The sequence below is a fragment of the Erythrobacter sp. S267 genome, assembly GCF_057365045.1.
In genome coordinates, this window is record NZ_CP200298.1 from 590700 (window position 1) to 614031 (window position 23332).

The window sequence follows — 23332 nt, forward strand, 5'->3', positions numbered from 1 at the left end:
ACCAGACGTCAAGCCGCAGTTCGCGCTGATTTGTCCTGAGCCTTGCTAAAAGGCGTCATTGACAAGCGCAGGCTGCGTGCGATCTTGGCGCGTGAGAGAGGGATAAAGATGCCAAGCGCAAGGGATGGCGCAAAACTGGTCAACCACGTTGTGGTCGTCGGCGGTGGGACCGCTGGATGGATGACGGCTGCCGGCCTCGCTTCAATGCTGGGCCCAACCGACTTGAAGGTCACTCTGGTCGAGTCGGAGGCGATTGGCGTCGTTGGCGTGGGAGAAGCCACGCTCCCTCACATCAAGCTGTTCAACGATACAATTGGCATTGACGAAGCAGAGTTCATGGCTGCCACGTCTGCGACCTTCAAACTGGGCATTGAATTCGTCAATTGGGGCCGCAAAGGCGATAGCTACATCCACCCTTTCGGAGAATTCGGTCTGCCCAATCAAGGCGTCGCTTTTCACCAATATTGGCGCAAGTTTGCCGGTGAAGAGGGCGTGGGGCCGCTAGATGACTACTCTCTGCCGGTGATCGCCTGTCGCGAAGGCAAGTTTCAACCTCCCAGTGAGGATCCGAAGTCGGTCCTTTCGACCTTCCGCTACGCCTATCAGTTTGATGCGCTGCAATACGCCCCCTTCATGCGTCGACACGCAGAACGCAAAGGCGTCACGCGGGTTGAAGGAAAGGTGGTTGACGTAGTGCTCGATGGAGAGAGCGGTAATGTCACCGGGCTGACCATGGATAATGGGAGTATCGTTGAGGGCGATCTCTTTGTCGATTGCACAGGCTTCTTTGGTCTGTTGATCGAAAAGGCTCTCAAGACAGGCTATGATGATTGGAGCGAGTGGTTGCCAGCTGATCGGGCGGTTGCGGCACCCTGCGAGAGCGCCGGACCGCTGCTGCCATATACCTGCGCCACTGCGCACGAAGCGGGGTGGAGTTGGCGTATCCCACTGCAGCATCGCACGGGCAACGGCCATGTCTATTCCAGCCAGTTCCTCTCCGACGATGTCGCGACCGAGACCTTGCTCAGCGGATTGGAAGGCAAACCGCTTGCCGATCCTCGAATGCTGCGTTTCGTGACGGGCAAAAGGCGCAAGCTGTGGAACCGCAATGTGGTGGCGATCGGCCTGTCTGGAGGCTTCCTCGAGCCGCTTGAATCGACAAGCATTTATCTGATCCAGGAAGGCATCACCAAGCTGCTAGAGCTCTTTCCAGCAAGCCAGGACTGCCGTGTCGAGACCGCTGAATACAATTATTGGATGGATCTGCAGTTTGAGCGGATCAGGGACTTCCTCATCCTGCATTACACTGCAACGGAACGGGATGATTCAGAGTTTTGGCGCCATATGCGCAACATGCGGGTGCCTGATAGCTTGCGGGATCGACTGGAGCTCTTCACCGCGCACGGCCACGTTTCTGCCTATGAGCACGGCCTGTTCCTTGTACCAAGCTGGATCGCGGTACTGATCGGTCAGCGTGTCGTCCCAGACGGTTATGACGGCAGAGTTGATCGCGTTCCCGATGAGCAAGTCCGTCAAAACCTTGCGGGCCTAAAAGGCCACATGCACCGTGCGGTTGCGGGGATGGACGACCATGCAAGCTTTCTCACGCGCTACGCCAAACTGAGTAAGGCTGCATGACCCGGCAGCGGATCATAGTCACAGGGCCTGCGAGTGTCGCTTTTGCGGCTGCGGGCGTAGTCGCCGCGCGCTGGGCAGGTGGGGGGCGTGAGGTTGTCGTTTGCCCAGATCAGATGGAGGAGGGGGCGGAGCAGCTCTTGCTCAGGCCGTCGCATGATCGGGTGCATGGTCTGCTGGGCCTTTCGGTCGCCGACTTGCAGCGAGAGGCTGCGGGTCAGATGCTTCTTGCTTTGCCAGTTGAAGCCAATGGCGGGGTCATTGCTTTGCCCTTCTCGGATTTCGGACTGAGCCATCTGGGCGTTGACTTCCACCATTTCTGGAAGCGCGGCGATGATCTGGGGCAGCTGCCAGATTCTGACTGAGTTCTCGCTTGCCTTGGCGCTGGATGGAAAGTCGACAGCTGCAGGGCCTAGCGGGCTTGAGAAGCTACCTTTGAAGCTGGGCCTGCGTGTTAACCGCAGCAAATACGCCTCCGCTTTGCAGCGTCGGCTTTCGGCAGCTGACATCGCCATTGTCTCGTCCAGCGAGCTCTCAGGGCTCGATGCTGACGTCATACTCCGTTGCGCGGACCAAAAGGGTACAGGAAGCTTCACTGATGATGCCATCAAGACCGCCATCGGCGATCCGTTTCCCGGCTTCGATTGGGAGCTCGCCGCTAATGCCGCTTTCCGGCTGACCGCTTTACCAGAGGCGTTGGGTGCAGCTTCGCCCGAAAGGTCCGAGTTCAACCGGCTCGCCGAAATCGAACGCGAAAGACTTGAGGACATGCGCGAACTGCTCAGCAGCTCTAATCCGCACGAGAGTGATCGGCCAGCGCTTCGCCGCAAGATCGACGTGTTTCACGCATGCGGACGGATCCCAATGGAGGACTTTGAAGTCTTCCAGCAACCCGAATGGCTCGCTGCGCTGTGGGCGCGCGGAATCAGGCCAAGGCGCGCTGACCGGATGGCTGAGATCATGCCTGAGGCCGAGCTCAAGCAATGGCTGTCTGCCTTGCATAAACAAGTCGGGCAGATCGCGGCTGCAGGGGGTGCAGCGTGAAGGACAATCCTATCAAGCGTGTCGTGATCGCAGGCGGGGGAACCGCCGGTTGGATGACTGCTGCTGCGCTCGCAAAGATGGTCGCACCGTCGGGCATTTCAGTCACTTTGATCGAGTCCGAGGCGATCGGAACTGTCGGTGTGGGGGAGGCGACCATTCCGCCAATCTCCAAGTTCAACGCCTTGCTTGGCATTGATGAGCATGAATTTGTTCGCGCGACGCAAGGGACGTACAAGCTGGGTATTGAGTTCGTCGATTGGGGCGGCTTGGGGCAACGCTATTTCCACCCATTCGGTCGCTATGGTTTTGACTTGGGTGGCGTGGATTTCCATCAATATTGGGCACGGCTCAAAGGCATGGGTGATCCCCATGGTCTTGAGGAATATTCCCTCAACACGCTTTCCGCTTACGGCGGCAAATTTCTGCGGCCTGAGCCCAGCCATGGCGATGTGATCGGGCAGCTTGGATACGCCTTCCACTTCGATGCCACGCTCTATGCCGCCTTCCTGCGACGCTATGCTGAAGCGCATGGAGTTGAGCGGATTGAGGGTAAGATTGAGCGGGTTGAGCAGGATAGCGAAAGCGGCATGATCCGCTCATTGGCGCTCGACAGCGAACGGGTTGTCGAGGGCGATCTTTTCATAGACTGCACCGGCTTTCGCGGACTTCTGATCGACGGAGCATTTCAGTCCGAGTTCTGCGATTGGAGTCATTGGTTGCCTTGCAATCGGGCCGTTGCCGTGGCTTGTTCCAAGCAAGGCGATCCAGTGCCTTATACCCGCTCAACAGCGCGCGAAGCCGGTTGGCAATGGCGCATTCCATTGCAGCATCGCACCGGAAACGGACATGTCTATTGTGATGCCTTCATGACGTCGCAGGAGGCGGAAGAGATCGTCCTTGCCAACCTTGATGGCACACCTGTCAGCTCTCCCAATCATCTGCGCTTTCGAACGGGCCACAGGCGCGAGTTTTGGGCGGGGAATTGTGTTGCGATCGGCCTGTCCTCTGGTTTTCTTGAGCCATTGGAATCGACCAGCATCCATCTGATCCAGACCGGCATCTCCAAGCTGATCGCTCTGTTCCCAGACAGTATCGATGCGGCGCACGAACGGGCGGAGTACAACCGATTGATGAGCGATGACTTCATCCATGTGCGCGACTTCTTGATCCTTCACTACAAGGCCACGTCGCGTGACGATTCCGATTTTTGGAAAACGGTGCGAGAGATGCCGATTCCGGACAGTCTTGTCGCCAAAACTGACCTTCTGAAATCCCGGGGTCGATTCTTCAAATATGATGCGGAATTGTTTGACCTGACTTCCTGGCTCGCCGTGGCTGAAGGGCAGGGATGGGGGCCGCAAGGCTTTAGCCCCATTGCGGGGGCGTTGAGTGAGACAAATCTCAAACAGAGCCTCGCCAATATGCGCAGCGTCTACCAAAAGACTATCACTGCTATGCCGACACACCAGGCTTACATCGACAGGTTCTGCCGGGCTGATCCCATCAATTTTGAGGCAAGCGCCGCATGACATCCCAACTGCTCGACCAGATTGTTATCGTGGGCGGTGGCACCGCGGGATGGATGACTGCGGCTGCGCTCGGCCATTTGTTGGAGGGCTCACCCACCAAAGCTGTGCTGATCGAGTCTGAGGCGATTGGAACCGTCGGTGTTGGCGAAGCGACGATCCCGCCCATCATCGCCTTCAACACTATGCTGGGGATCGATGAGGACGAATTCGTCCGCCAGACCAACGCGACCTTCAAGCTGGGCATTGAGTTTGTTGATTGGCTGGAACTCGGCCATTCCTACATCCATCCGTTTGGAGATTTCGGGCGCGATTTTGATGCGATCCCGTTCTACCAGTATTGGCTCCATCGAAGTCTCGCGGGCGAAAAGGACGATCTTTTCTCCTACTCCCTGATGGTCGAAGCCTGTCGCCGTGAACGCTTTATGCGTCCGATCACAAACCGCCCGCAATCGGCCTATGCTGGGATCAACTACGCCTTCCAATTCGATGCCTCTCTCTACGCTGCGTTCTTGCGCCGGTTTGCTGAGGGGAAGGGCGTGGAGCGGATCGAGGGGCGTATCCAAGACGTCGCACAAGACGGCGAAAGCGGCTTTGTTCAATCAGTACAACTGGAAAGCGGGCTGCGGGTAGAAGGTGACTTCTTTATCGATTGCTCAGGCTTCCGCGGGCTTCTCATCGAGCAAACGCTGGAAACCGGTTATGTGGATTGGCGCAAATGGTTGCCCTGCGACCGTGCCGTCGCCCTTCCGTGTGAGAAGAACGGGTACCCGATCCCCTACACTCGTGCGACGGCTCGTGAAGCAGGTTGGCAATGGCGCATTCCGCTCCAACACCGCACGGGCAATGGTCACGTCTATTGCAGCGAGTTCATGGAGGACGATGAGGCGGAGCGGATCTTGCGCGAAAACCTTGACGGCGAACCACTGGCGGAAGCCAATCGCTTGCGCTTCATGACGGGGCACCGCAAGCAATTCTGGAACAAGAATGTCCTGTCTTTGGGCCTGGCAGCGGGCTTTATGGAGCCGCTGGAATCGACCAGTATTCACTTGATCCAGACCAGTCTTGCACGGCTTCTGACGCATTTTCCTGATAAGCGTTTCAACCCTGCCGATCGCGACGCTTTCAATGCGCGCACGCTTAGGGAATATGAGCGAGTCCGCGATTTTCTTGTGCTGCACTATACCGCGACGCGGCGCGATGACTCAGAATTTTGGCGTCACTGTCAAATTATCGACCAGCCTGACGAGCTGTCCCGCAGAATTGAGCAATTCCGCGAAGGCGGACGCATTTTTGAAGAGCCGAACGATGTCTTTGGCACGGCGAGCTGGTTGGCTGTGCTTTATGGGCAGGGCATTGAGCCGGTTGCGACCAATCCATTGATCGCCAAGCTGCCACTGTCGAAAATCGACTCGATCATCCGGCAAATTGGCGCAACGATTGATAACGCGGCCAATGATATGCCGACACATCGTGAGTTTATTGAGAAGAATTGCAACGCAATATCAGGGGTTTAAATTTGGAGTGTGGCTAGTTTGCATCCAGCCTTGAAGCTTTCAACAATGAGAGTTGACAACGGTGTCAGGGTTGGTCCAGAACATGCTGGACGAAAACTACGAACCCGCAAAGGGTCGTATTGGGGAGGGAAATCGGTGAAAAAAACTCGCGCCTATGCCGCAGGTGGTGTCGTATCCAAATCACTGCTGGCGAGTGTCTCGACTATTGGTTTGTTGGCGGCTTCGCCTGCTCTGGCTCAAGAGGCGGAGCAAGATGACGACAACGCCGAAGCGCCAAGCGAAGAAAATCTGATCATCGTTCAGGGTTTGCGCGAATCCATCGCGTCTTCTCAAGAGCAAAAACGCAACGCCGACACTGTCGTGGACGTCGTGACTGCTTCAGATATCGGCGCGCTGCCTGACCGTTCGGTTTCGGAAGTTCTCCAGCGTGTTCCTGGCGTGAGCGTCTTGCGCTTCGCAGGCGTAAACGATCCTGATCACTTTGCCGTCGAAGGCAGTGGCGTGAACATTCGCGGGCTGCCATTTGTGCGCTCCGAGCTCAACGGCCGTGACGCATTGGCTGCTAGCAGCAGCGGTATCCTCGGCTTTGAAGATGTGTCGCCAGAGCTTCTTGGTAGCGTTGTCGTCTTCAAGAACTCCTCCGCTGACCTGATTGAAGGCGGTATGGCCGGCACGATTGACCTGCGCACGCGTTTGCCGTTTGACTCATCTGGGCAGGTTCTCGCAGGTTCAATCGAAGCCAACTATGGTGATCTGCGCGAAGAGTGGTCGCCATCTGGCTCGCTGCTCTATTCGAACACATGGGCCACCGATGGCGGGACCTTCGGCATCCTCGGCAACATTGCCTATAGTGAGTTGCTTTCGCGCGCAGACGGCACCGGCTTGGTCGACTTCCTCGACCGTGATGCAGGTGCTGACGGCACTCTTTTTACCGGTGACGACAATCTGATTACGGACGGTTCGGGCAATCCGCTCTACATCCCATCAGGTGGAAGCATCCGGACACAAGAGTTTGATCGCGAGCGTCTGACAATTGCCGCTGCTGCTCAGTATGAGAGCAACGATGGCCGTTGGGTTGCGACCGCTCAATTCCTACGTTCTGACGCTGATCTTGTTTGGGGTGAGAATGTGATTGAAACCGGTGCGGATAGCGCTGGCGCTCGAACAGGCCTGGATCGCAGTGACTTTACCTTCGACGATGACGGCGTCTTCACCAGCGGTACGATCACCGATAACTCGCAATGGCGCGGCCCCAACGCGGCGGCGGCATTGCTGGGCGCCACCGGCGGGCAGCAGCTCGCGCTAGATCGTCAGCGTTCCGAGTCAGACATCACAACGGATTACGGCTTCAACCTCAAGTTCTCGCCGACAGACGATCTGCGCTTCAATTTTGATGTGCAGTATATCGATTCGAGCACTGACGTGGTTGACATCACGGTCCACCGTTCGTTCTTTGCGCCGCTGTTTGTGGATGGCACCGATGGATCTGTTCCGTCGATTGAGTACCAAGTTCCAGCAGGTTCGGCAGACAACTATTTCTCCGACCCAAGCAGCTACTTCATCCGTTCGGCAATGGATCACATCACGCAGAATGACGCAGAATCGCTCGCCTTCCGCGGTGACGTCGAGTACGATTTCTCTGGCGATGGATGGATCAAGTCGATCCGGGCCGGTGCGCGCTATGCGCAAGAAGATTTTGAGCTGCGCCAGTCCGACTTCAACTGGGGCAACATCTCAGAAGTGTGGAGTGGCCGGACATTCAATGCGGGTGCGCCTCTGCTGCTTGTGAGCGGCAATCCGGATCCCGCACTCGATGCTCTGACGGCACCACTGTTTGGATCGACGACCTTTGACAACTATCAACGCGGCCTGCCGACAGGTCTTGGCTCTGTGCCCGACTACACCGGGCCATTGGCTGAAGACTATGCTGGTTTTGAAACCGCCTTTAACGGCATCCTAGACGCAATCGGTGGTAGTCCGTCGGGTTGGACGCCACTGACGGGTCGTGGCGGCGTGATTGCGGGAACACCGTTCTTGCCGAGTGAAATTGGGTCGATTGAACGGGATAACTTCGCAGCCTATGTGCGCGTCGACTTCGGCACTGATGATGCAGAGGATACCGTTCTCAGCGGTAATATCGGACTGCGTTATGTCCGTACCGAGCGCAGTGTTGAAAGCTCACTGACGGTCAACAGCTTCAACCAGTATTTCCCGGCGGTCAATCTGTGTGATCCGGCATTCACGCCAACCGATCCGGCCTTCAACACCCCGGATTTCTGCAACCTCGACCTTGCAGCTCTCGAAGCAGCGATCGGCGACGGGTTTGGCGTAAACCGGGTGCTGACCCGTACCTATGATGAGTTTTTGCCCAGCTTGAACCTCAAGCTCGACTTTGCTGAGGATAAGGTTCTTCGTTTTGCGGCCTCACGCACGTTGACGCGGCCGGGTGTGGACCAGTTGAACGAGCGGGTTGTGCTGCAAACGCTAAGTGGTCCTGCAATCCCGAACGGGACAGGTGGAACGTTTACTCCGTTTGCGGGCTTCGTCGGCAATGCCACCGGCAATGCGGAGCTCAATCCCCAGACGGCGTGGAACTTCGACCTGTCGTTCGAGTGGTACTTTGCAGAAGCGGGCTCGCTCACAATTGCAGGCTTCCACAAGGAGATCGACGACTTCATCGCCTTTGCGCCGGTGGCCGTTGATATTCCGGCAAACGATGTATCAGCAGATTTCATCGCCAATCCGCTGCTCAACCCACTGCTTCGCAACACGGAAGTGAACTCTTCTGAAAGCGCCAGCGTCACCGGTTTCGAGATTGCCTATCAGCAGTTCTACGATTTCCTGCCGGGCATCCTGAACGGCTTTGGCACGCAGTTCACCTATACCTTCATCGATTCTCAAGGCGTCGACAACCAGCTTGATCCCTCGGTTCCCAGCGATGATCCGCCAACCGCGCGCTTTGACGTTGATGCCGGGATCTTTCCGCGTATCTCGAAGCACAACATCAACGCTGTCGCTTTGTACGAAAGAGGCCCGGTGGAAGCGCGCCTCGCCTATAACTGGCGCAGCGAATTCCAGTTGACACCGCGTGATGTGATCTTCCCGTTTGCTTCGATTTATCAACCTGCAACGGGTCAGTTGGACGCTTCGTTCTTCTACGATCTCAACGACAACATCACGATCGGCGTACAGGGTGTGAACTTGCTCGACGATATTACCGAGACGACCCAAACGGTGGATCCAAACGGCTTGCAGGCACCGCGGAACTTCTTCCGCAATGACCGCCGCTTTACCTTCATCTTGAGGGCATCACTCTAGGCCTCCCCACAGGCCTGGTTTAGCCGCAAGGCTACCTCTCCCATTGGCTCGGTCGGAATTTCCGACCGAGCCTTTTTTGGCTGTGGTCGGAGCTAGATGGGAGGTTCGCTTAGGCCCAGCTTGTCGAGCCGCATCGAAGCCGCATCAAAGCGCGTTTCTGCGCGGCGACCAGCGAAGGTGGCGCGCACTGCGCGTACCTCTGCGTCAGCGGCGTTTTCTTCGCGCACATTGACCAGGAAGAAGTCGCCAGCCCCGAGCGAAAGACGCCGACGCTCTGCCTGAGCCATGCGGTTTGCCTGTGTCACTTCAGCCTCTGCCAGAGTGGCGATGCGCAATGCAGCGTCAAGCTCGACCAGCGCGTTTTCAAGCTCGATTGCGAGTTCATCACTCATCCGCTGTTCGCGCAGCTCTACCTCTCGCAAGGCGGCCTGCGCTTGTGCAACCCGTCCTTCCGCAGCGCGGCGCTGGAGGGGGACGGTGAAGGTGAAGCCTACGATCAGATCGGTGGAATCGCGGGATGAGCCGCCTTCTGCAATTGAACCAATGTCGCGGGACAATTCGACGCCAAGATCAAGCTGTGGCCGCAGATCATTCTCGCGCAAAGCGATCGTATTACGTGCCCGTTCTCCCGCGATGCGCAGGCGACGCAACTCTGGACGCGATTGCAGCATGTCGCTGGGCCGCTCGCGCAAGACTGTCTCGATCTCGGGCAGGCCATCCAACTGTTCGTCGCTTGGCAACAGCTCCATGCCGGGCTTCATCGGTTGGCCGTTGGGATCACGCCAGTAGAACGACAAACTGTTGGCCGCGATGCGGAAATTGCGTTCTGCTTCTGCAAGCAAGGTCTGGCGGCGAATGAGGTTTTGCTCGTTCTCTACTAGAGCGATCTCTGGAATTGCCCCCAGCCTAAACTGCCGCTCAATCCCAACCTGACGCGCTACAGCGAGCGAAAGAAGGTTCTGATATATTTCGATCTCGCGCCCTGCTGCGACCCACCGCCAATAGCTGTCGAGTGCGCGGTGCTGAACGATCAGTTGGGTGAGCAGCACATCCAGCGTTGCTTGCTGCGTGGCAAGGCGCGTGTCCTGGACCCCAAATCGTTGCGCATCGATGGTGGAGTTGCGCATCAGCGAGTAGAGAGCACCAACCTTCAACTCCCCCAAACTGTTGGTAAAGTATTCGTCCTCGTAAATCGGGAAGCGCCCATCGGATAGGCGATAGGCTCCGTAAACCTCAGCGCCGGTATTTCTCAGACGCTGGCGGGCTTCTGTTTCGACAACGGTGCCCGACCAGAAGCCGGTGGTTCGACTGTAGCCCTCTGCGTTAAGGACAAGGTCAAACGCTCCCATCGCCGACAGCTCTGCTCCGCGAGCGATTGCTTGGCGTTCCAGGCTGGCGAGGATGTCTGGGAAGCGTTCAGCAGATGAGCTAAGAATATCCTTTGGCAGCAACACCGATTGGGCTTGATCTGCCTCTTCGGTTGTTTCCTGAGCGCGCACCTCCGAATGCTGCACGCCAAGTGACGCCGCAGCGAGCGCAAGTATCACCGCTAGGCGAGACACTATGTGCCCCCTGTTACAGCAGCTGGAGAGACACCATTGGGAAGTTGCGGCGGGAAGTTGTTGAGCTGACGCCAGACTTCAAATCCAACGGGCACTGTCTCGAGCAAAACCCACCCGCGCACACTGGCACCGAACCGGACATAGCGCTCCTCGGGCCAAGGGTGCTGGGCAGAGGGGTGCTCAGCGATTAGAACACGGAAACGTCCGTCGGGTTGGGCAGAGGGGTCGACAGCAACGACATAGCCGTCAAATGTCCCGATTGCGACAGACGGCCAGCCGCTGAACTGAACTGCTGGCCAGCCTTCAAACTGAAGGCGCGCATCGTCTCCGTCCTGGATCAGAGCAACGTCGCGCCCATCTACGAAAATCTCGACCACCCTCGCAGTGGCTTCAGGTACAAAAGTTGCCAAAACATCGCCAGCACTAACGATCGTGGCGGTGTCGCCGGCATTGAGGCTTTGGATAAAACCGTCGCGCGGGGCGAGCACGGTCTGCTCCGACTGACGCGACAGAGTCACGTCGATGCGGTTGAGATTGGCATTGGCTTCGGCAACGCGGCCGCGAAAGTCTTCTACCCTGATCTGAGCTTGTTCAAAATCACGCCGAGCGGCCAAGCCTTCGTTGAAGAGCTCACGCATCCGATTGAGATCAAGTTGCGCCGTCGCCATCCCGTTCTGCGCGGCCGAGAGCTGAATTTCGAGCTGCATCCGCTCGGCCTGCAAACGCTGAATCAGTTGCGGGTCAATATCAGCAATGCGAACGATCGGGTCGCCCTTCTTAACTGGGCTGCCATCGCGTACGAACCATTCCTCAATCCGGCCAGAGACCATTGCATTGATCTCTTGCTGGCGATCATTGGGATTGAGCGCAGTGACTTGGCCAGGACCCGATGTCGTCTGTACCCATGGGACAAAGATCAAAAAACCCAGCAGCGCGGCAAAGCCCACCAACAGCATGGCCACCACAGTGCGCATGATCCGAGGCTTGCGGGTCTCGCCGAGCGTTTTGAAGTAGCCAAGGTCGGCTTCAGAGATAGCCATGATTATCCTGCCGCTTTCTCGGGGTCCGGACCCTCGGGCGAGATTGGACGAGGACCGCGACCATTGCGCGGGGGTTTGCCCGTGGTTGCGATGCAATATTCCTCGAACGTGTCGAAATAGCGCTGCTTGTCAGCCTCAAGATAGAGAAAACTGTCGAAGCCCAAATCGATGCGTCGGTTGGTAAAGTGGATCACTGTTGTGCGCTGGTTGGCTCGCATCTCAGCGATGGCAGCGGCGAGATGCTCTTCATCCAAGAGGTCAAAAAGGCTGCTCAATACCAGGATGCGGGGCTGTTCCAGCAATGCATTGGCAAGCTTGAGGCCTTGAAGCTCAACTTGGGACAAAGGCCAACCGGTAGAGGCAATTTCCGTATCGAGGCCTTTTTCCAGGCTCGATATTGCGGGCATCAGGCCCACCGTGTCCAGCGCACCGATCATCCTGTGGCTGTCCTTGTCTTCGATTGCGAGACGCAGATAGTCGCGGATTGTCATGCCGACAAAGGATGGGCGCTCCAGAACGTGCACCATGTGGCGCACTTCTTGTGCTTCAAGGTCCTTAAGGTCGACGCCGCCAATGGTCGCAAAGCCGCTCTTGGGCAGCGTGTGCATTTTGATCATGCTCGTGAACAGGCGCTGGATGCCATAATGGCTGGCGGTCGCCATCACTGTCGCCCCTGCGGGCACTTCGAAGTCAAATGTGACGTCCTCATGCCGCGCTGTGCCACGCACATTGTTGAAGACGATATTGGGCTTCAGATCATCGACCCGATCCTTACCCGAGGGCTGCTCTTGCTCGACATCATAGAACAGTGACAGCTCTTCAACCGCTGCACACAGATCATAGAAGTAGGTGAGGTAAGTCCCCAGTTGGGATACGCCGAAAAAGGCGACCGAAAGCACCAACTCTGCTGCAACTAGCTGACCGAGCGAAAGCTGTCCCTGGATCACCAGCCAGCCACCCAGCCCAAGCAAAGCGGCACTCGCGCCGGCATAAAGCACAAGGAACGAGATCGTCTGCGCAAACGTGTTGCGGAAGTGCTTTTTGTGTTTGTCGATGTAGTGCGCTGTCTGGCCGTCAGTCCGCCCCAGCGCATAGTCAACGCGCTTTTGCGATTTAAAGAAGCCGTTGGAGGCTCCCAGAGATTCGAGCCAAGCTGCCGTGTCGTGCTTGGCGTGGCTGAGGTCGATCCCGCTGCGTACCGCTCTCGCGCCCCACACCAACCAGATCACCCATATCAAGCCCGACATAACCATCGTGAAGACGAGGAAAAGCGGGTGGTAGAGTGAGACTAAGACGAACCCTACTGCCACTTGCAGAACGACGGAAAATCCGCCGATGAACAAGACGGGGATCGCTTTCACCACGCCAATCACATCGAAATAGCGATTGAACAGCCAAATGCGCGTGTTGTCGGCGAAAAAGGGGTTTTGGGCATAGACTGAAATCAACGAGATTTCGGCCACCATGCGTGCGTAGAAGCGGCGAGCAAACAGCTCCATCAAATGCACTCGCAGAGCATTCAACAAACCAAACATCAACAACAGGCCAAACAGTGTCAGCGAGAGCATCAGAAGAGGCGCTGCCAACTGAGTGTTGGCCACCGTGTTGATCAGGAATTGCACAGATATAGGCGTCGCCAGAGAGAACAGGCTGATCCCGATCCCATAGATGATCGCAAGCCAATAGAAGCTGCCCTCTGGCCTAAGGATTTCAAAGAAGCGCCGAAAAAAGACGCGCAAGGATAGGCGGGGCGCGTGGCCGTCGATTGCCTCTGTCAAAAGACCCTCCTTACGTTCTGTTTCGTTGCTACTCGTCCAAGGCGCCCAAAACGCGCCTCATCTCATACATCCGGATGTGGCCAATGGCCTCGGAAGAGGGGATCCAGATGCAAGATACGCAAGAAACGGATTGGCAAAGGGTTTGTTCCAGAGGGCCAGTATCGGTTTCCTGGAAGGCTATTGTGATAGAAATTGCTCATGCGTTGGCAGAGAGGCGACTGCGCGTTCGATAACTGTACGCACATTGCGCAAAAATTCCTCTAGTTGGGCGTCATCCAGCCCGTTAGCCATTGGGTCATAGCCTTCCGGCACAATACCTTGTCCAATCATGACCTGAACCCAGCTCGCCTCGCGGAACAGGTCGTCAGCATCGCGTCCAACCCGCCCACTCGAAGCGAAAAGCTCACGCTTGTGAGTGAGGCTGTCGGGCACGTCCATGTTCTTGCAATAGCGCCAGAACTCGGTGTCTTCGCGCTCAGTCTGGCAATAGTGCAAGATCAGGAAGTCGCGGATCTGCTCAAATTCGGCGGCGCAACGGCGATTGTACTCTTCGCGTTCTTTAGTCGGATCCGCTCCCTTTACAGGGAACAGTTGCAGAAGACGGCTAACATGCGATTGGATGAGATGGATGCTGGTTGATTCCAGAGGCTCCAGAAAGCCACTCGCAAGACCGATGGCGGCGCAATTGTGTGACCAGAATTGTTCCCGCCTCCCTGTGGTGAAGCGGATCGGACGAGGATCGGCGAGTGCCTTCGTGTCCAGGCCTGCGAGCAGGATTTCCCCTGCCTCATCGTCCGATATGAAGTCGCTACTGTAGACGTGACCGTTGCCCGTTCTGTGCTGCAACGGGATGCGCCATTGCCATCCAGCGGTCTTTGCGGTGGCGCGGGTATACGGAACGAGCGTATCGAGCCGCTCACTGGGGACAGCCTGAGCGCTGTTGCATGGGAGCCAATGTGACCAGTCCTGATATCCAACGCCTAGTTCTTCGCCGAGCAGCAAGGCGCGAAAGCCTGTGCAATCAACGAAGAAGTCCCCGCTGATTTCCTTTCCGTTGTCGAGTGTGATGGCCGTGATGTCGCCACTCTGCGCATCGCGGGCGACTGTGCTGACAATCCCCTCACTTCGAGTGACGCCATTTTTCTCCGCGTGCTCACGCAGATAGGCCGCATAGAGGCTCGCATCGAAGTGATAGGCGTAGGCGAGGCCGTTCATCGGGGTGTTCCCCACCCGATCGAGCTTGCCGAACCTTGCTTGATCCGCTGCCACTTGGTGCAAGGAGTAGTGCCAAAGGTCCTTGTCATGGCCTGCCGCTACTGCGCGCTTCCAATATTGGTGGAACGGAACGCTGGCGAGGTTCATCCCTGCATCGCCAAAAGTGTGCAGATATTTGCTGCCCAGCTTGCCCCAATCGACAAACTCGATGCCGAGCTTAAATGTCCCTTTTGTGCGCGACACGAAGTCCCGCTCATCGAGCCCTAGGATCGTGTTGAGGCGAATAATTTGAGGGATGGTCGCTTCACCAACCCCGACCGTTCCAATCGCGTCAGATTCGATAAGCTCTATCTCAAGCGCTTTGCCCATTAGCCGCGCAAACGCCGCCGCGCATATCCATCCGGCGGTACCCCCGCCGACGATCACCAACTTTTGGGTGCTTTCTTGTGTCACTTATGTGTCTCTCGAAGGGTTGCGAATGGGCGTCTTGTGGCGTGCTCAGTGCCTATCGACTCTGACGGAAAAAGGCATTGATCGTGAGGCGGCCTTCTCTTGGGTCTGCTGACAGGGTTTGATCATTGTCGATGATTCCCGAATGTAGCAGGTTGCCGCGATAGAAAATGGCCTCGTTGAATTTGCCCTCACTTGCATACGTCCTGTCAAAATACGGGCCGCCATCGCCAACATATGCAGGCTTAGGCAGACCGTCTCTTTCTACGTCGCTTTGAAGTGCCTCCCGGTAGCGGGGAAAGCTCTCCGCAGTGACTGCTTCTAGCCCAGTTGATCGGTGCCGAAAGAAAGCCGTCCCACCATGCTGAGTGCGATGAAGGTAGAGCATCATCGCGAGCTGTTCGGGATCAGTTCCGTCGACGTGTGGAAAGCATTGCATGGGGATCAGATCACCTGGGGGAGTGGTGACAAGCGAGAACCACGCCTGAATCTCCCATCCCATAGCGCTTGGGCCAAACACTGAGTCCAGCATCGGAGAGAGTGCGCCCAGCCACGCAACAGAAACCTTCGCGGGAAGAGGCGCGCGCACGCCGGGATACTGGGGAGTGATCTCTGCAAAATTTTGCAAAGATGCGCTTTCGATTGCCGTTTCGGGCGTGCTCATGAAGCCTTTGACGCTGACAAAGTCATGCTTCTCACGCGAAAAGTTACCAACCACCGCGTGATCAAGAGAGATCGCCCATTCCTGCATCTGAAATCCCAATCCCGGCCAAATAGCTGACCGAACGGTTAGGGTATCAAACAAGAGCCTTCTTGCCAATTTGCGATATTAAATAACTGAAATAAAGATATAAATATAAACTCTGTAGTCCCGCCCTGATACTGAAGGTGCCAGGTGGGTTGGATGGGGTGGCTGCGCGAGGGTTGGGTGTGACTAGTGTGCCACACTCTCGAGGCATGTGCCTGAAGGATTGCCAGTGCAACCGAGTTTGGCGGCTGTAAATATCTAAAAATAAACAAAAAAGGCAGATATGGCGATAATCCGGGATAGTTTGAAGAATTGCGTTGAAAGACACTTGGCTTCTGCGGTATGAAAAAAATTGCAAAACGTGTAAAAGCACGTTGGGTTGGAGAGGACATAATTATGGGACTGAAGCGTTTTACCGCTAATGCTCGTCTGCTGTGTGGGACAGCAACGGGTCTGGCTCTTGTGGCGATGGCGGCACCGGCCGCTGCTCAGGAAAATGACGACGATACGACTGTCGCTGAAGGCGAGGGCAATGCCATCGTCGTCACAGGTATTCGTAGCGCAATCGAAACTTCGCTGGAGACCAAGCGCAACTCGACATCGATCGTCGAAGTAATTTCGGCCGAGGATTTGGGGCAACTTCCCGATCTCTCAATCGCAGACTCGCTTGCACGCCTACCCGGCGTGACCGCACAGCGTGTTCGGGGGCGCTCGCAACAGATTTCAATCCGTGGTCTCGGCCCGGACTTCTCTCTTGCGCTGCTGAACGGTCGTGAGGTTGTTTCGGCCGGTAACAATCGCGGGATTGAGTTTGACCAGTTCCCGTCAGAATTGATCAGCCAGGGTGTCGTCTATAAGACCGCCGATGCGCGTATTGCCGCGATCGGTATCGCTGGCGCTGTGGATCTTCGCACCGTGCGCCCGCTTGATTACACCGAGCCGCAGCTGAGCGTTTCTGCGACCTATGTGTTGAACGACAGCGGCTCGCGTAACCCTGACTTCGCCGATGATGGCTACCGCTTCTTTGGCTCCTATGTGGATCAGAATGCCGATGGTACGGTGGGTTGGTCGTTGGGCGTCACGCACCAGTCGAACCCCACGCACTTTATCTCGCGTGAGTTGAAGACTGATGACGGTCAGGTTGGCCGCACTGCAGACGGCGTGATCTTCCCCGGAGATAACCCCCGTCAGGGTGTCGTTAGTCGCGACTTCCAGCGCACCTCGATCGCAGGTTCTTTGCAGTTCGATCCGGAAGAAAACTTCACGCTGATGTTCGATGCGTTCTACACTGACACGCAGGACGCCGGCATCTTCCGCGGTACGGAAACGCCAATTGCATCTTGGAGTGGTGCGCAAGTTGACAGCGTCACGGGTGCAGGGCCATTTGCTGACAGCGCAACCTACTCTTCTGTCGTTCCGATCCTTCGGACCGACACAGAAGGCAATGAAGCGCAGATTTTTGCTCTGGGTGCCAACACGACGTTTGGCCTGACCGACTCGCTCAGCTTCGAGATTGATTACGGCTTTTCGACACTCGATCGCGATGACATCGACTATGAGAGTTATGCCGGTACTGGCCCGGGACGCTCAGGCGCACAAGATACTCTGACCTTCGGTTTTCCGGAGAACGGCGAATACACTATTGATGGCCTGCTCGACTACACCGATCCGGCCAATGTCCTGCTCACCGATCCGGGGGGCTGGGGCCAGGTTGGCTTTATCAAGCGCCCGATCATCAATGATGAGTTGCACCAGCTGCGGACCGAGGCGACCTATGAGCTTGGCGGTGGTCTGCTTGAGAGCCTGAACTTTGGTTGGCTCTACACTGACCGCACGAAGGATTTCGATTCCAACGAAGCGTTCCTGCGGGCTTCAGCCAACTTCACCAACGGTTCGCTCGCGGTTCCGACCAATTCGATTGTTGGCAGCACCGACACTGGTGATCTCAACAACGATATCCTTGCCTATGACCCGTCATCGTTCCTGACCGATGGAACCTATACGGTCGAGGCGGGTACGTTCGACACGCAGTGGGTCGTCAACGAGGAAGTGCACAACTTCTACGTTCAGGCGAATATCAATGGCGATCTGGGCGGCATTCCGGTTCGCGGCAATATCGGTCTGCGCTATGCAGAGACGACGCAAAGCTCAACCGGTACGCTGTCGGATGGCACTCTGAACTCGGTGGAGTTCAGCTATAATGACTGGCTGCCAACAGCAAACCTCTCCTTTGAGGTTGGTACGGATACCTTTATCCGGCTCGCAGCTGCGAAGTCGATCACGCGGGCGCGTTTGGATGAGTTGGCGGCGAACCAAAACCTCAACTTCAACAACCAGAGTTGCCAGGATACGGATATGGACCAACGTCCAGATGATCTGGTCGCGTTCAATCCGCCTTCGGTCGTGTGCTTTAACACCGGTGGCGGGAACCCGTTCCTGCAACCCTATCGCTCGACCGCGTTCGACCTGTCGTTTGAGAAGTATTTCTCTCCCGGCTCGGCGCTGATCATTGCCGCGTTCCACAAGGATCTGTCGGACTGGGTCGTGAGCGCAAGTTCCCTTGAGGACATCAGCCAAGTCATCATCACGTCGGGCAATGGCGATTTCCTCGCCGCGAACCCGGACGTTGCTGTCGGTATCGTCAACGGCCCTACCAACTTCGCGGATGGCTCGATCACCGGTATCGAAGGTACTATCCGTGTCGACTTTGGTGATGTGACCCCGGCTCTGGAAGGGTTTGGTGGCTTCTTCAGCTACACCTATGCCGATGCAGAGATTGAAGATGAGATCAACGGCATCACTCCGATCCCTGGCTATTCGGAGAACACCTGGTCCGGCGACATCTTCTATGAACGCAATGGCTTCCGTGCGAAGCTGGCCGCGCGTCACCGTTCGGGTTTCCGTTCAGAAGTGCAGAACTTCGACGGTGGTCTGAGCGGTGCGGATGCTCAAAGCGAGACCATCCTTGATGCTCAAATCGGGTACACCTTCGAAAATGAAAGTGGCCCGCTCGAAGGTCTTGGCATTCTGGTTGAGGTGTTCAACCTCACCAACGAACCGTTCGTGACGCAAAACGATCTGTTCGACTCAAACGGCCGGGCCGGTGGTAATGTCATCGGAACCTTCCCGAGCCGACATGAGATTTATGGACGGACGTTCAACTTCACTATCCGCAAGAACTTCTGAGTTCTTCGGGATCGCAAAGGAAAAGGCCCGCTGGCAACAGCGGGCCTTTTCTCGTGGGCAAATATGATTGAGCGACTTTATCTAAGCTCGCGGAGCTTCAGGCGGCGATAGGCGACTTGCAATATCGGTCGAGGAAATGCGCGTGCTCGGACATCTGTGCGACGGCATCCTTCATGGCCTGAGCCACCATGCCAATCCGTTCTGATGCGGGCACATGGTCGCGCATTTCCGTGATGGCGGGCGCGCGCTTAGGCACGATATCCTGTCCGAGATAAACCGCGATCCAGCTTGGGTTAGCGAACAGCTCCCGCTCATCAGCGACCAGCATCCCATGCTCGCGGAAGTGGTCCATCTTGTATTGCAGGCTATCCGGGATATCCATCGCCGACGTGTAGCGCCAAAGCTCCGCATCATCGCGAGTGGTGGCTTTGTAATGGAGGATCAAGAAGTCGCGAATCCGCTCATACTCGGTGGTCGTCTGTGCGTTGTACTCGCGTGCAAGCAGCGGCGACATCGAGGTGTCCGGTAACAGCGCGATAAGGCGCAAGATGCCGTACTGAATAAGGTGCAGACTGGTCGATTCCAGCGGCTCCATGAAGCCAGCTGAGAGTCCGATCGCGACACAGTTCTTGTCCCAGAATTTGCGCCGACGGCCGGTCACAAACCGCAAGGTGCGGGGATCAGCCTGAGCCTCTCCATCGAGTGAACCCATCAACTCGTCCCGCGCGTCATCCTCGCTGATGAAGTCGCTGCAATGGACATAGCCATTGCCCGTGCGATGCTGGAGCGGGATGCGCCACTGCCAGCCCGCTGCTTTGGCAGTGGAGCGTGTGTAGGGTGTGATGCTCGCCTGTTTGGCGCATGGAACGGCGATGGCGCGGTCGCAGGGGAGCCAGTGCTGCCAGTTCTCATAGCCGGCCTCTAGCGTTCCCTCGATCAGGAGCCCGCGAAAGCCGCTGCAATCAATGAACAGCTCTCCGCTCACTTGCTCGCCGCTGTCGAGGGTGACGCTTTCGATGAAGCCATCCGCTGGACGCTGTGCAACATCGACGACTTTGCCTTCGACCCTTTTAACCCCGCGGCTCTCCGACAAACGCCGTAGAAAGCCCGCATAGAGCCCCGCATCAAAGTGATAGGCATAGTCAAAAGTCGATTGAATCTTGCGTCTGTCAGCCTCGGGATGAGCAAACTTGCCTGCCTTGGCCATCGCCCAGCACATCGAGAAATCGTCAATCGGTCCGTCTAGGCGTCCTGCCAAGCTCTCCCGCATCCAATAATGGTAGAAGGGGACCTTATCGAACTCCGCACCATATTGTCCGAAGGGGTGGAAGTAGGAATGTCCTTTGCGTGACCAGTCGACGAACTGAATGCCCAATTTATAAGAGCCGGCGGTTTCCTTGACGAAGGTGGCTTCATCAATGCCGATGCGCTGATTGAATGTGCGGATCGGCGGGATCGTTGCCTCACCTACGCCGACTGTACCGATGGCCTCGGATTCGATCAGAGTGATGCTGCATTTTGGCCCGAGTGCATCAGACAAGGCAGCCGCAGTCATCCAACCCGCGCTGCCTCCACCGACGATGACGACCTTCTGAAGGGGGGAGGGGGCTGAGCTCACTTTAAGCTCCGCAAGAGTTCGCGGATGAGCAGGCTTGTCTCCAGCCTTTCAGACAGAGCTTGTCCGCCTTTTGTGTCGATTAGCTTTGATACCAGCATGCGCCCGGCCAGATTGGTTTCCTGGTCAATCGTAGTAAGGCGCGGGGTGACGAGCCGCGCTGCGGGAATGTTGTCGTATCCGACCACTGCCACATCATTGGGAACCGATATGCCTGACAAGCTCAATGCCCGCATTGCGCCGATAGCGATCAGGTCACTGGCGGCAAGAATGGCATCGAATTTTAGGCCTTGTTCGATGGCAGATCGCGTCGCGGATTCACCGGATTGGACGTTGAAATAGGCGGGGAAAGCGAGACTATCATCGACTGCCAATCCAGCTTGTTCATAGGCCATCCGATAGCCCCGCAGCCGTTGCTCGGCCTCTGGCGCTTCCGTATCGCCAAGGAACAGAATGCGTTGTCGGCCGAGTCTCAGCAAATGTGCGGTCGCGCGGCGGCCACCGGCGACATTGTCTGATCCTACGGTGCAATACTGAGCGTCAGCGAAATCCGCGCCCCAAACCACGAAGCTGTGACCCTTTCCCGCGAGCGTGTTGAACCCATCATGCAGTGAACTTTGGCCGATGAAAATCATCCCCTTAGCCCTGCTGGTCGTCATCGCGAATTCGAGATCTTCGACCGAGCGCGGGAACATGTGGCTGATCACCAGATCGACCTTGCGGTCGCGCGCCGCCTCGGCAATGCCAGCGAGCAGCTCGAGGAAGAATGGGTCGGCCACGCGGGTCTCACGAGCCTGCGGGGCAGGGACGATCACAGCGATGGTGGCATCGGCTCCAATCGGACCGCTGGGCATTGTGCTGCGAAAGTCGTAGTCATGTGCGCGGGCGATGCGCCAGATTTCCTGTTTCGTCCGACGGTTCACAGCTGGACTGTCATTGAGCGCGCGCGAAACGGTTGAGATCGACACGCCTGCTTGGCGTGCAATGTCTTCAAGCCTGGCGTTCTTGCCTGATTTTGCCCCGGCCGAGCTCATGCCTTTAACTGCCCTTTTTGATCGCCCAATAACCGCTCATCGCTGCCATTGTGGTCTGCACCGCCACGCTGTCATCTGAACGCGGGACGATCCGTGTTTCATTTGCAAGGACACTGCTATCGGCAAATTCGCTCGGAGGCGACCACTGGACCGTATCATCCCCCAGATTATACGCGCACAAGATGGCTTCTTCCCCGGCCTGCCTCACGAATGCGAGGATGTCGTTGGGTGTATCAAGCAGCTGAGAACTCCCAGCGACCAGGGCTGGCAGTTCTCGGCGAAGGGCTACAAGCTGCCTGGTGTAGTTTAGCGCGGAGGCAGTATCATCTGATTGCATATCCACCGCTCGCTCTGCATGAGCCGGATCGACTTTCAACCACGTGCGGTTAGCGCTTGAGAAGCCAGCCTGCGGTGCCTTTGCGGCCCAGGGATGCGGTGTTCGCGCGCCGTCGCGTCCCAGAGTATGGGGCCAGTTAGCAATTGCTTCAGGGTCGAGCAGGTCTTCAAAAGCGACCTCGCCTTGGGGAAGGCCTAGCTCCTCCCCCTGATAGATGATCGGATTGCCACGCAGCGAGAGGAGCACCATCATCGCCGTGCGAACCACTCGTTCGAAGTTCTTCGTCCCCGACCAGCGCGAAGTCGCGCGCGGAGCGTCATGGTTTGAGAAAGCCCACGAAGGCCACCCTTCGCCAGTCTCTCCTGGCCAGTTGGAAAGCGACGCCTTGACCCGCGCCGCTGTCAGGTCGGGGGCATAAAGGAAGTCAAAATTATAGGCGGAATCCAAGCGTTTCCCGTCAGCCGTAAACGCCTTCATCTCTGCCAAGGGCTCAGGCCCGCCGACTTCGGCAACAGTGAAGCGGTCAGGATATTCATCCATCACGCCGCGGATGCGCTCAATGAACGCGGGGATGTCCGCGTGCGATTGGTTGAAAACCTTGTCCTGCATGTCGAACGGCCTCGTCACCTCCTCCAGCGGAGCGCCGGAAGGCGGATTGTCGCGAAACTCGGGATCATGCATCGAGAAATTCAGCGCATCGAGACGGAAGCCATCAACCCCGCGATCGAGCCAAAAGCGCGCTGCATCCAGCAGTGCATCTTGGACATTGCGGTTGTGGACATTGAGATCGGGTTGCGAGGTGAGGAAGTTGTGCAGGTAGTATTGCTTGCGCGGGCCGTCCCACTGCCATGCAGAGCCGCCAAACACCGACTGCCAGTTCGATGGAGGTGAACCATCGGGTTTTGGGTCTGCCCAGACATACCAGTCTGATTTATCGTTGGTCCGGTCCCTGCGACTCTCTTTGAACCAAGCATGCTCATCCGAGGTGTGCGAATAGACTTGGTCAATGATCACCTTGAGGCCGAGCTCATGCGCGCGCTGAATGATCCGGTCGAAGTCTTTGAACGTGCCAAAGATCGGATCGATGCCGCAATAATCGGCAACGTCGTAGCCGAAGTCCTTCATGGGCGAAGTGAAGAAGGGCGATATCCAGATGCCATCAACCCCAAGAGACGCGATGTAATCAAGACCTTCAGCGATACCCTTGAGATCACCAATCCCATCGCCATTGGTATCGCGGAAGCTGCGCGGGTAGATCTGGTAAATCACCGCGCCGCGCCACCATTCCTGCGCCGCCGCCTCGTCAGCGGCGGCAAGGATATTCATC

15 protein-coding genes are annotated in these 23332 nt (G+C 56.9%); 7 read left to right on the forward strand and 8 right to left on the reverse strand.

Annotated elements, in window-relative coordinates:
- Window positions 1-108: 108 nt before the first annotated feature.
- The 6 genes from AC0V6X_RS02600 (at window position 109) to AC0V6X_RS02625 (ending at window position 9040) form a co-directional block, all read left to right on the forward strand.
- Window positions 109-1638, forward strand: a complete 1530-nt coding sequence (locus AC0V6X_RS02600; protein WP_486183037.1) for a tryptophan halogenase family protein — start codon at window positions 109-111, stop codon at window positions 1636-1638.
- Window positions 1635-2000 (forward strand): hypothetical protein, encoded by a 366-nt coding sequence (locus tag AC0V6X_RS02605; protein ID WP_486183038.1) that lies wholly within the window; start codon window positions 1635-1637, stop codon window positions 1998-2000. The genes AC0V6X_RS02600 and AC0V6X_RS02605 overlap by 4 nt, the downstream gene beginning before the upstream one ends.
- Window positions 1969-2679: a tryptophan 7-halogenase gene (locus AC0V6X_RS02610; RefSeq protein WP_486183039.1), complete on the forward strand. Its 711-nt coding sequence runs from the start codon at window positions 1969-1971 to the stop codon at window positions 2677-2679. The genes AC0V6X_RS02605 and AC0V6X_RS02610 overlap by 32 nt, the downstream gene beginning before the upstream one ends.
- On the forward strand, window positions 2676-4208 hold the full coding sequence (locus tag AC0V6X_RS02615) for a tryptophan halogenase family protein (RefSeq protein ID WP_486183040.1): 1533 nt from the start codon (window positions 2676-2678) through the stop codon (window positions 4206-4208). Before AC0V6X_RS02610 ends, AC0V6X_RS02615 begins: the two co-directional genes overlap by 4 nt.
- On the forward strand, window positions 4205-5722 hold the full coding sequence (locus tag AC0V6X_RS02620; protein WP_486183041.1) for a tryptophan halogenase family protein: 1518 nt from the start codon (window positions 4205-4207) through the stop codon (window positions 5720-5722). The genes AC0V6X_RS02615 and AC0V6X_RS02620 overlap by 4 nt, the downstream gene beginning before the upstream one ends.
- Before the next feature lie 135 nt (window positions 5723-5857).
- Window positions 5858-9040 carry a TonB-dependent receptor gene (locus AC0V6X_RS02625; protein WP_486183042.1) on the forward strand — a complete coding sequence of 1061 codons (3183 nt, stop codon included), beginning with the start codon at window positions 5858-5860 and terminating at the stop codon, window positions 9038-9040.
- A 92-nt stretch (window positions 9041-9132) separates the two neighbouring features.
- Here AC0V6X_RS02625 and AC0V6X_RS02630 read toward each other — a convergent pair whose 3' ends face one another.
- The 5 genes from AC0V6X_RS02630 to AC0V6X_RS02650 all read right to left on the reverse strand — a co-directional run bounded on the left by AC0V6X_RS02630 (window position 9133) and on the right by AC0V6X_RS02650 (window position 15890).
- Complete coding sequence (locus tag AC0V6X_RS02630) at window positions 9133-10602, reverse strand: TolC family protein (protein ID WP_486183043.1); 1470 nt, start codon at window positions 10600-10602, stop codon at window positions 9133-9135.
- Entirely contained in the window at window positions 10602-11642 is a 1041-nt protein-coding gene (locus tag AC0V6X_RS02635) for an efflux RND transporter periplasmic adaptor subunit (RefSeq protein ID WP_486183044.1), read from the reverse strand. Before AC0V6X_RS02635 ends, AC0V6X_RS02630 begins: the two co-directional genes overlap by 1 nt.
- A gap of 2 nt (window positions 11643-11644) precedes the next feature.
- Complete coding sequence (locus AC0V6X_RS02640; protein WP_486183045.1) at window positions 11645-13420, reverse strand: ATP-binding cassette domain-containing protein; 1776 nt, start codon at window positions 13418-13420, stop codon at window positions 11645-11647.
- A 177-nt stretch (window positions 13421-13597) separates the two neighbouring features.
- Entirely contained in the window at window positions 13598-15088 is a 1491-nt protein-coding gene (locus AC0V6X_RS02645; RefSeq protein ID WP_486183046.1) for a tryptophan halogenase family protein, read from the reverse strand.
- A gap of 52 nt (window positions 15089-15140) precedes the next feature.
- Window positions 15141-15890 carry a DUF6445 family protein gene (locus tag AC0V6X_RS02650; RefSeq protein ID WP_486183047.1) on the reverse strand — a complete coding sequence of 250 codons (750 nt, stop codon included), beginning with the start codon at window positions 15888-15890 and terminating at the stop codon, window positions 15141-15143.
- A 339-nt stretch (window positions 15891-16229) separates the two neighbouring features.
- On the opposite strand from AC0V6X_RS02650, the gene AC0V6X_RS02655 reads away from it, so the two are divergent.
- On the forward strand, window positions 16230-19019 hold the full coding sequence (locus AC0V6X_RS02655; RefSeq protein WP_486183048.1) for a TonB-dependent receptor: 2790 nt from the start codon (window positions 16230-16232) through the stop codon (window positions 19017-19019).
- Window positions 19020-19116: 97 nt separating this feature from the next.
- On the opposite strand, the gene AC0V6X_RS02660 is transcribed toward AC0V6X_RS02655, so the two are convergent.
- The 3 genes from AC0V6X_RS02660 to AC0V6X_RS02670 are packed head-to-tail and all read right to left on the reverse strand — an operon-like array spanning window position 19117 to window position 23331.
- Window positions 19117-20637, reverse strand: coding sequence for a tryptophan halogenase family protein (locus tag AC0V6X_RS02660; protein WP_486183049.1), 1521 nt, complete (start codon window positions 20635-20637; stop codon window positions 19117-19119).
- Window positions 20634-21668, reverse strand: a complete 1035-nt coding sequence (locus AC0V6X_RS02665) for a LacI family DNA-binding transcriptional regulator (RefSeq protein WP_486183050.1) — start codon at window positions 21666-21668, stop codon at window positions 20634-20636. The genes AC0V6X_RS02660 and AC0V6X_RS02665 overlap by 4 nt, the downstream gene beginning before the upstream one ends.
- Before the next feature lie 4 nt (window positions 21669-21672).
- Window positions 21673-23331, reverse strand: a complete 1659-nt coding sequence (locus tag AC0V6X_RS02670; RefSeq protein WP_486183051.1) for an alpha-glucosidase — start codon at window positions 23329-23331, stop codon at window positions 21673-21675.
- Between the last annotated feature and the right edge of the window lies 1 nt (window position 23332).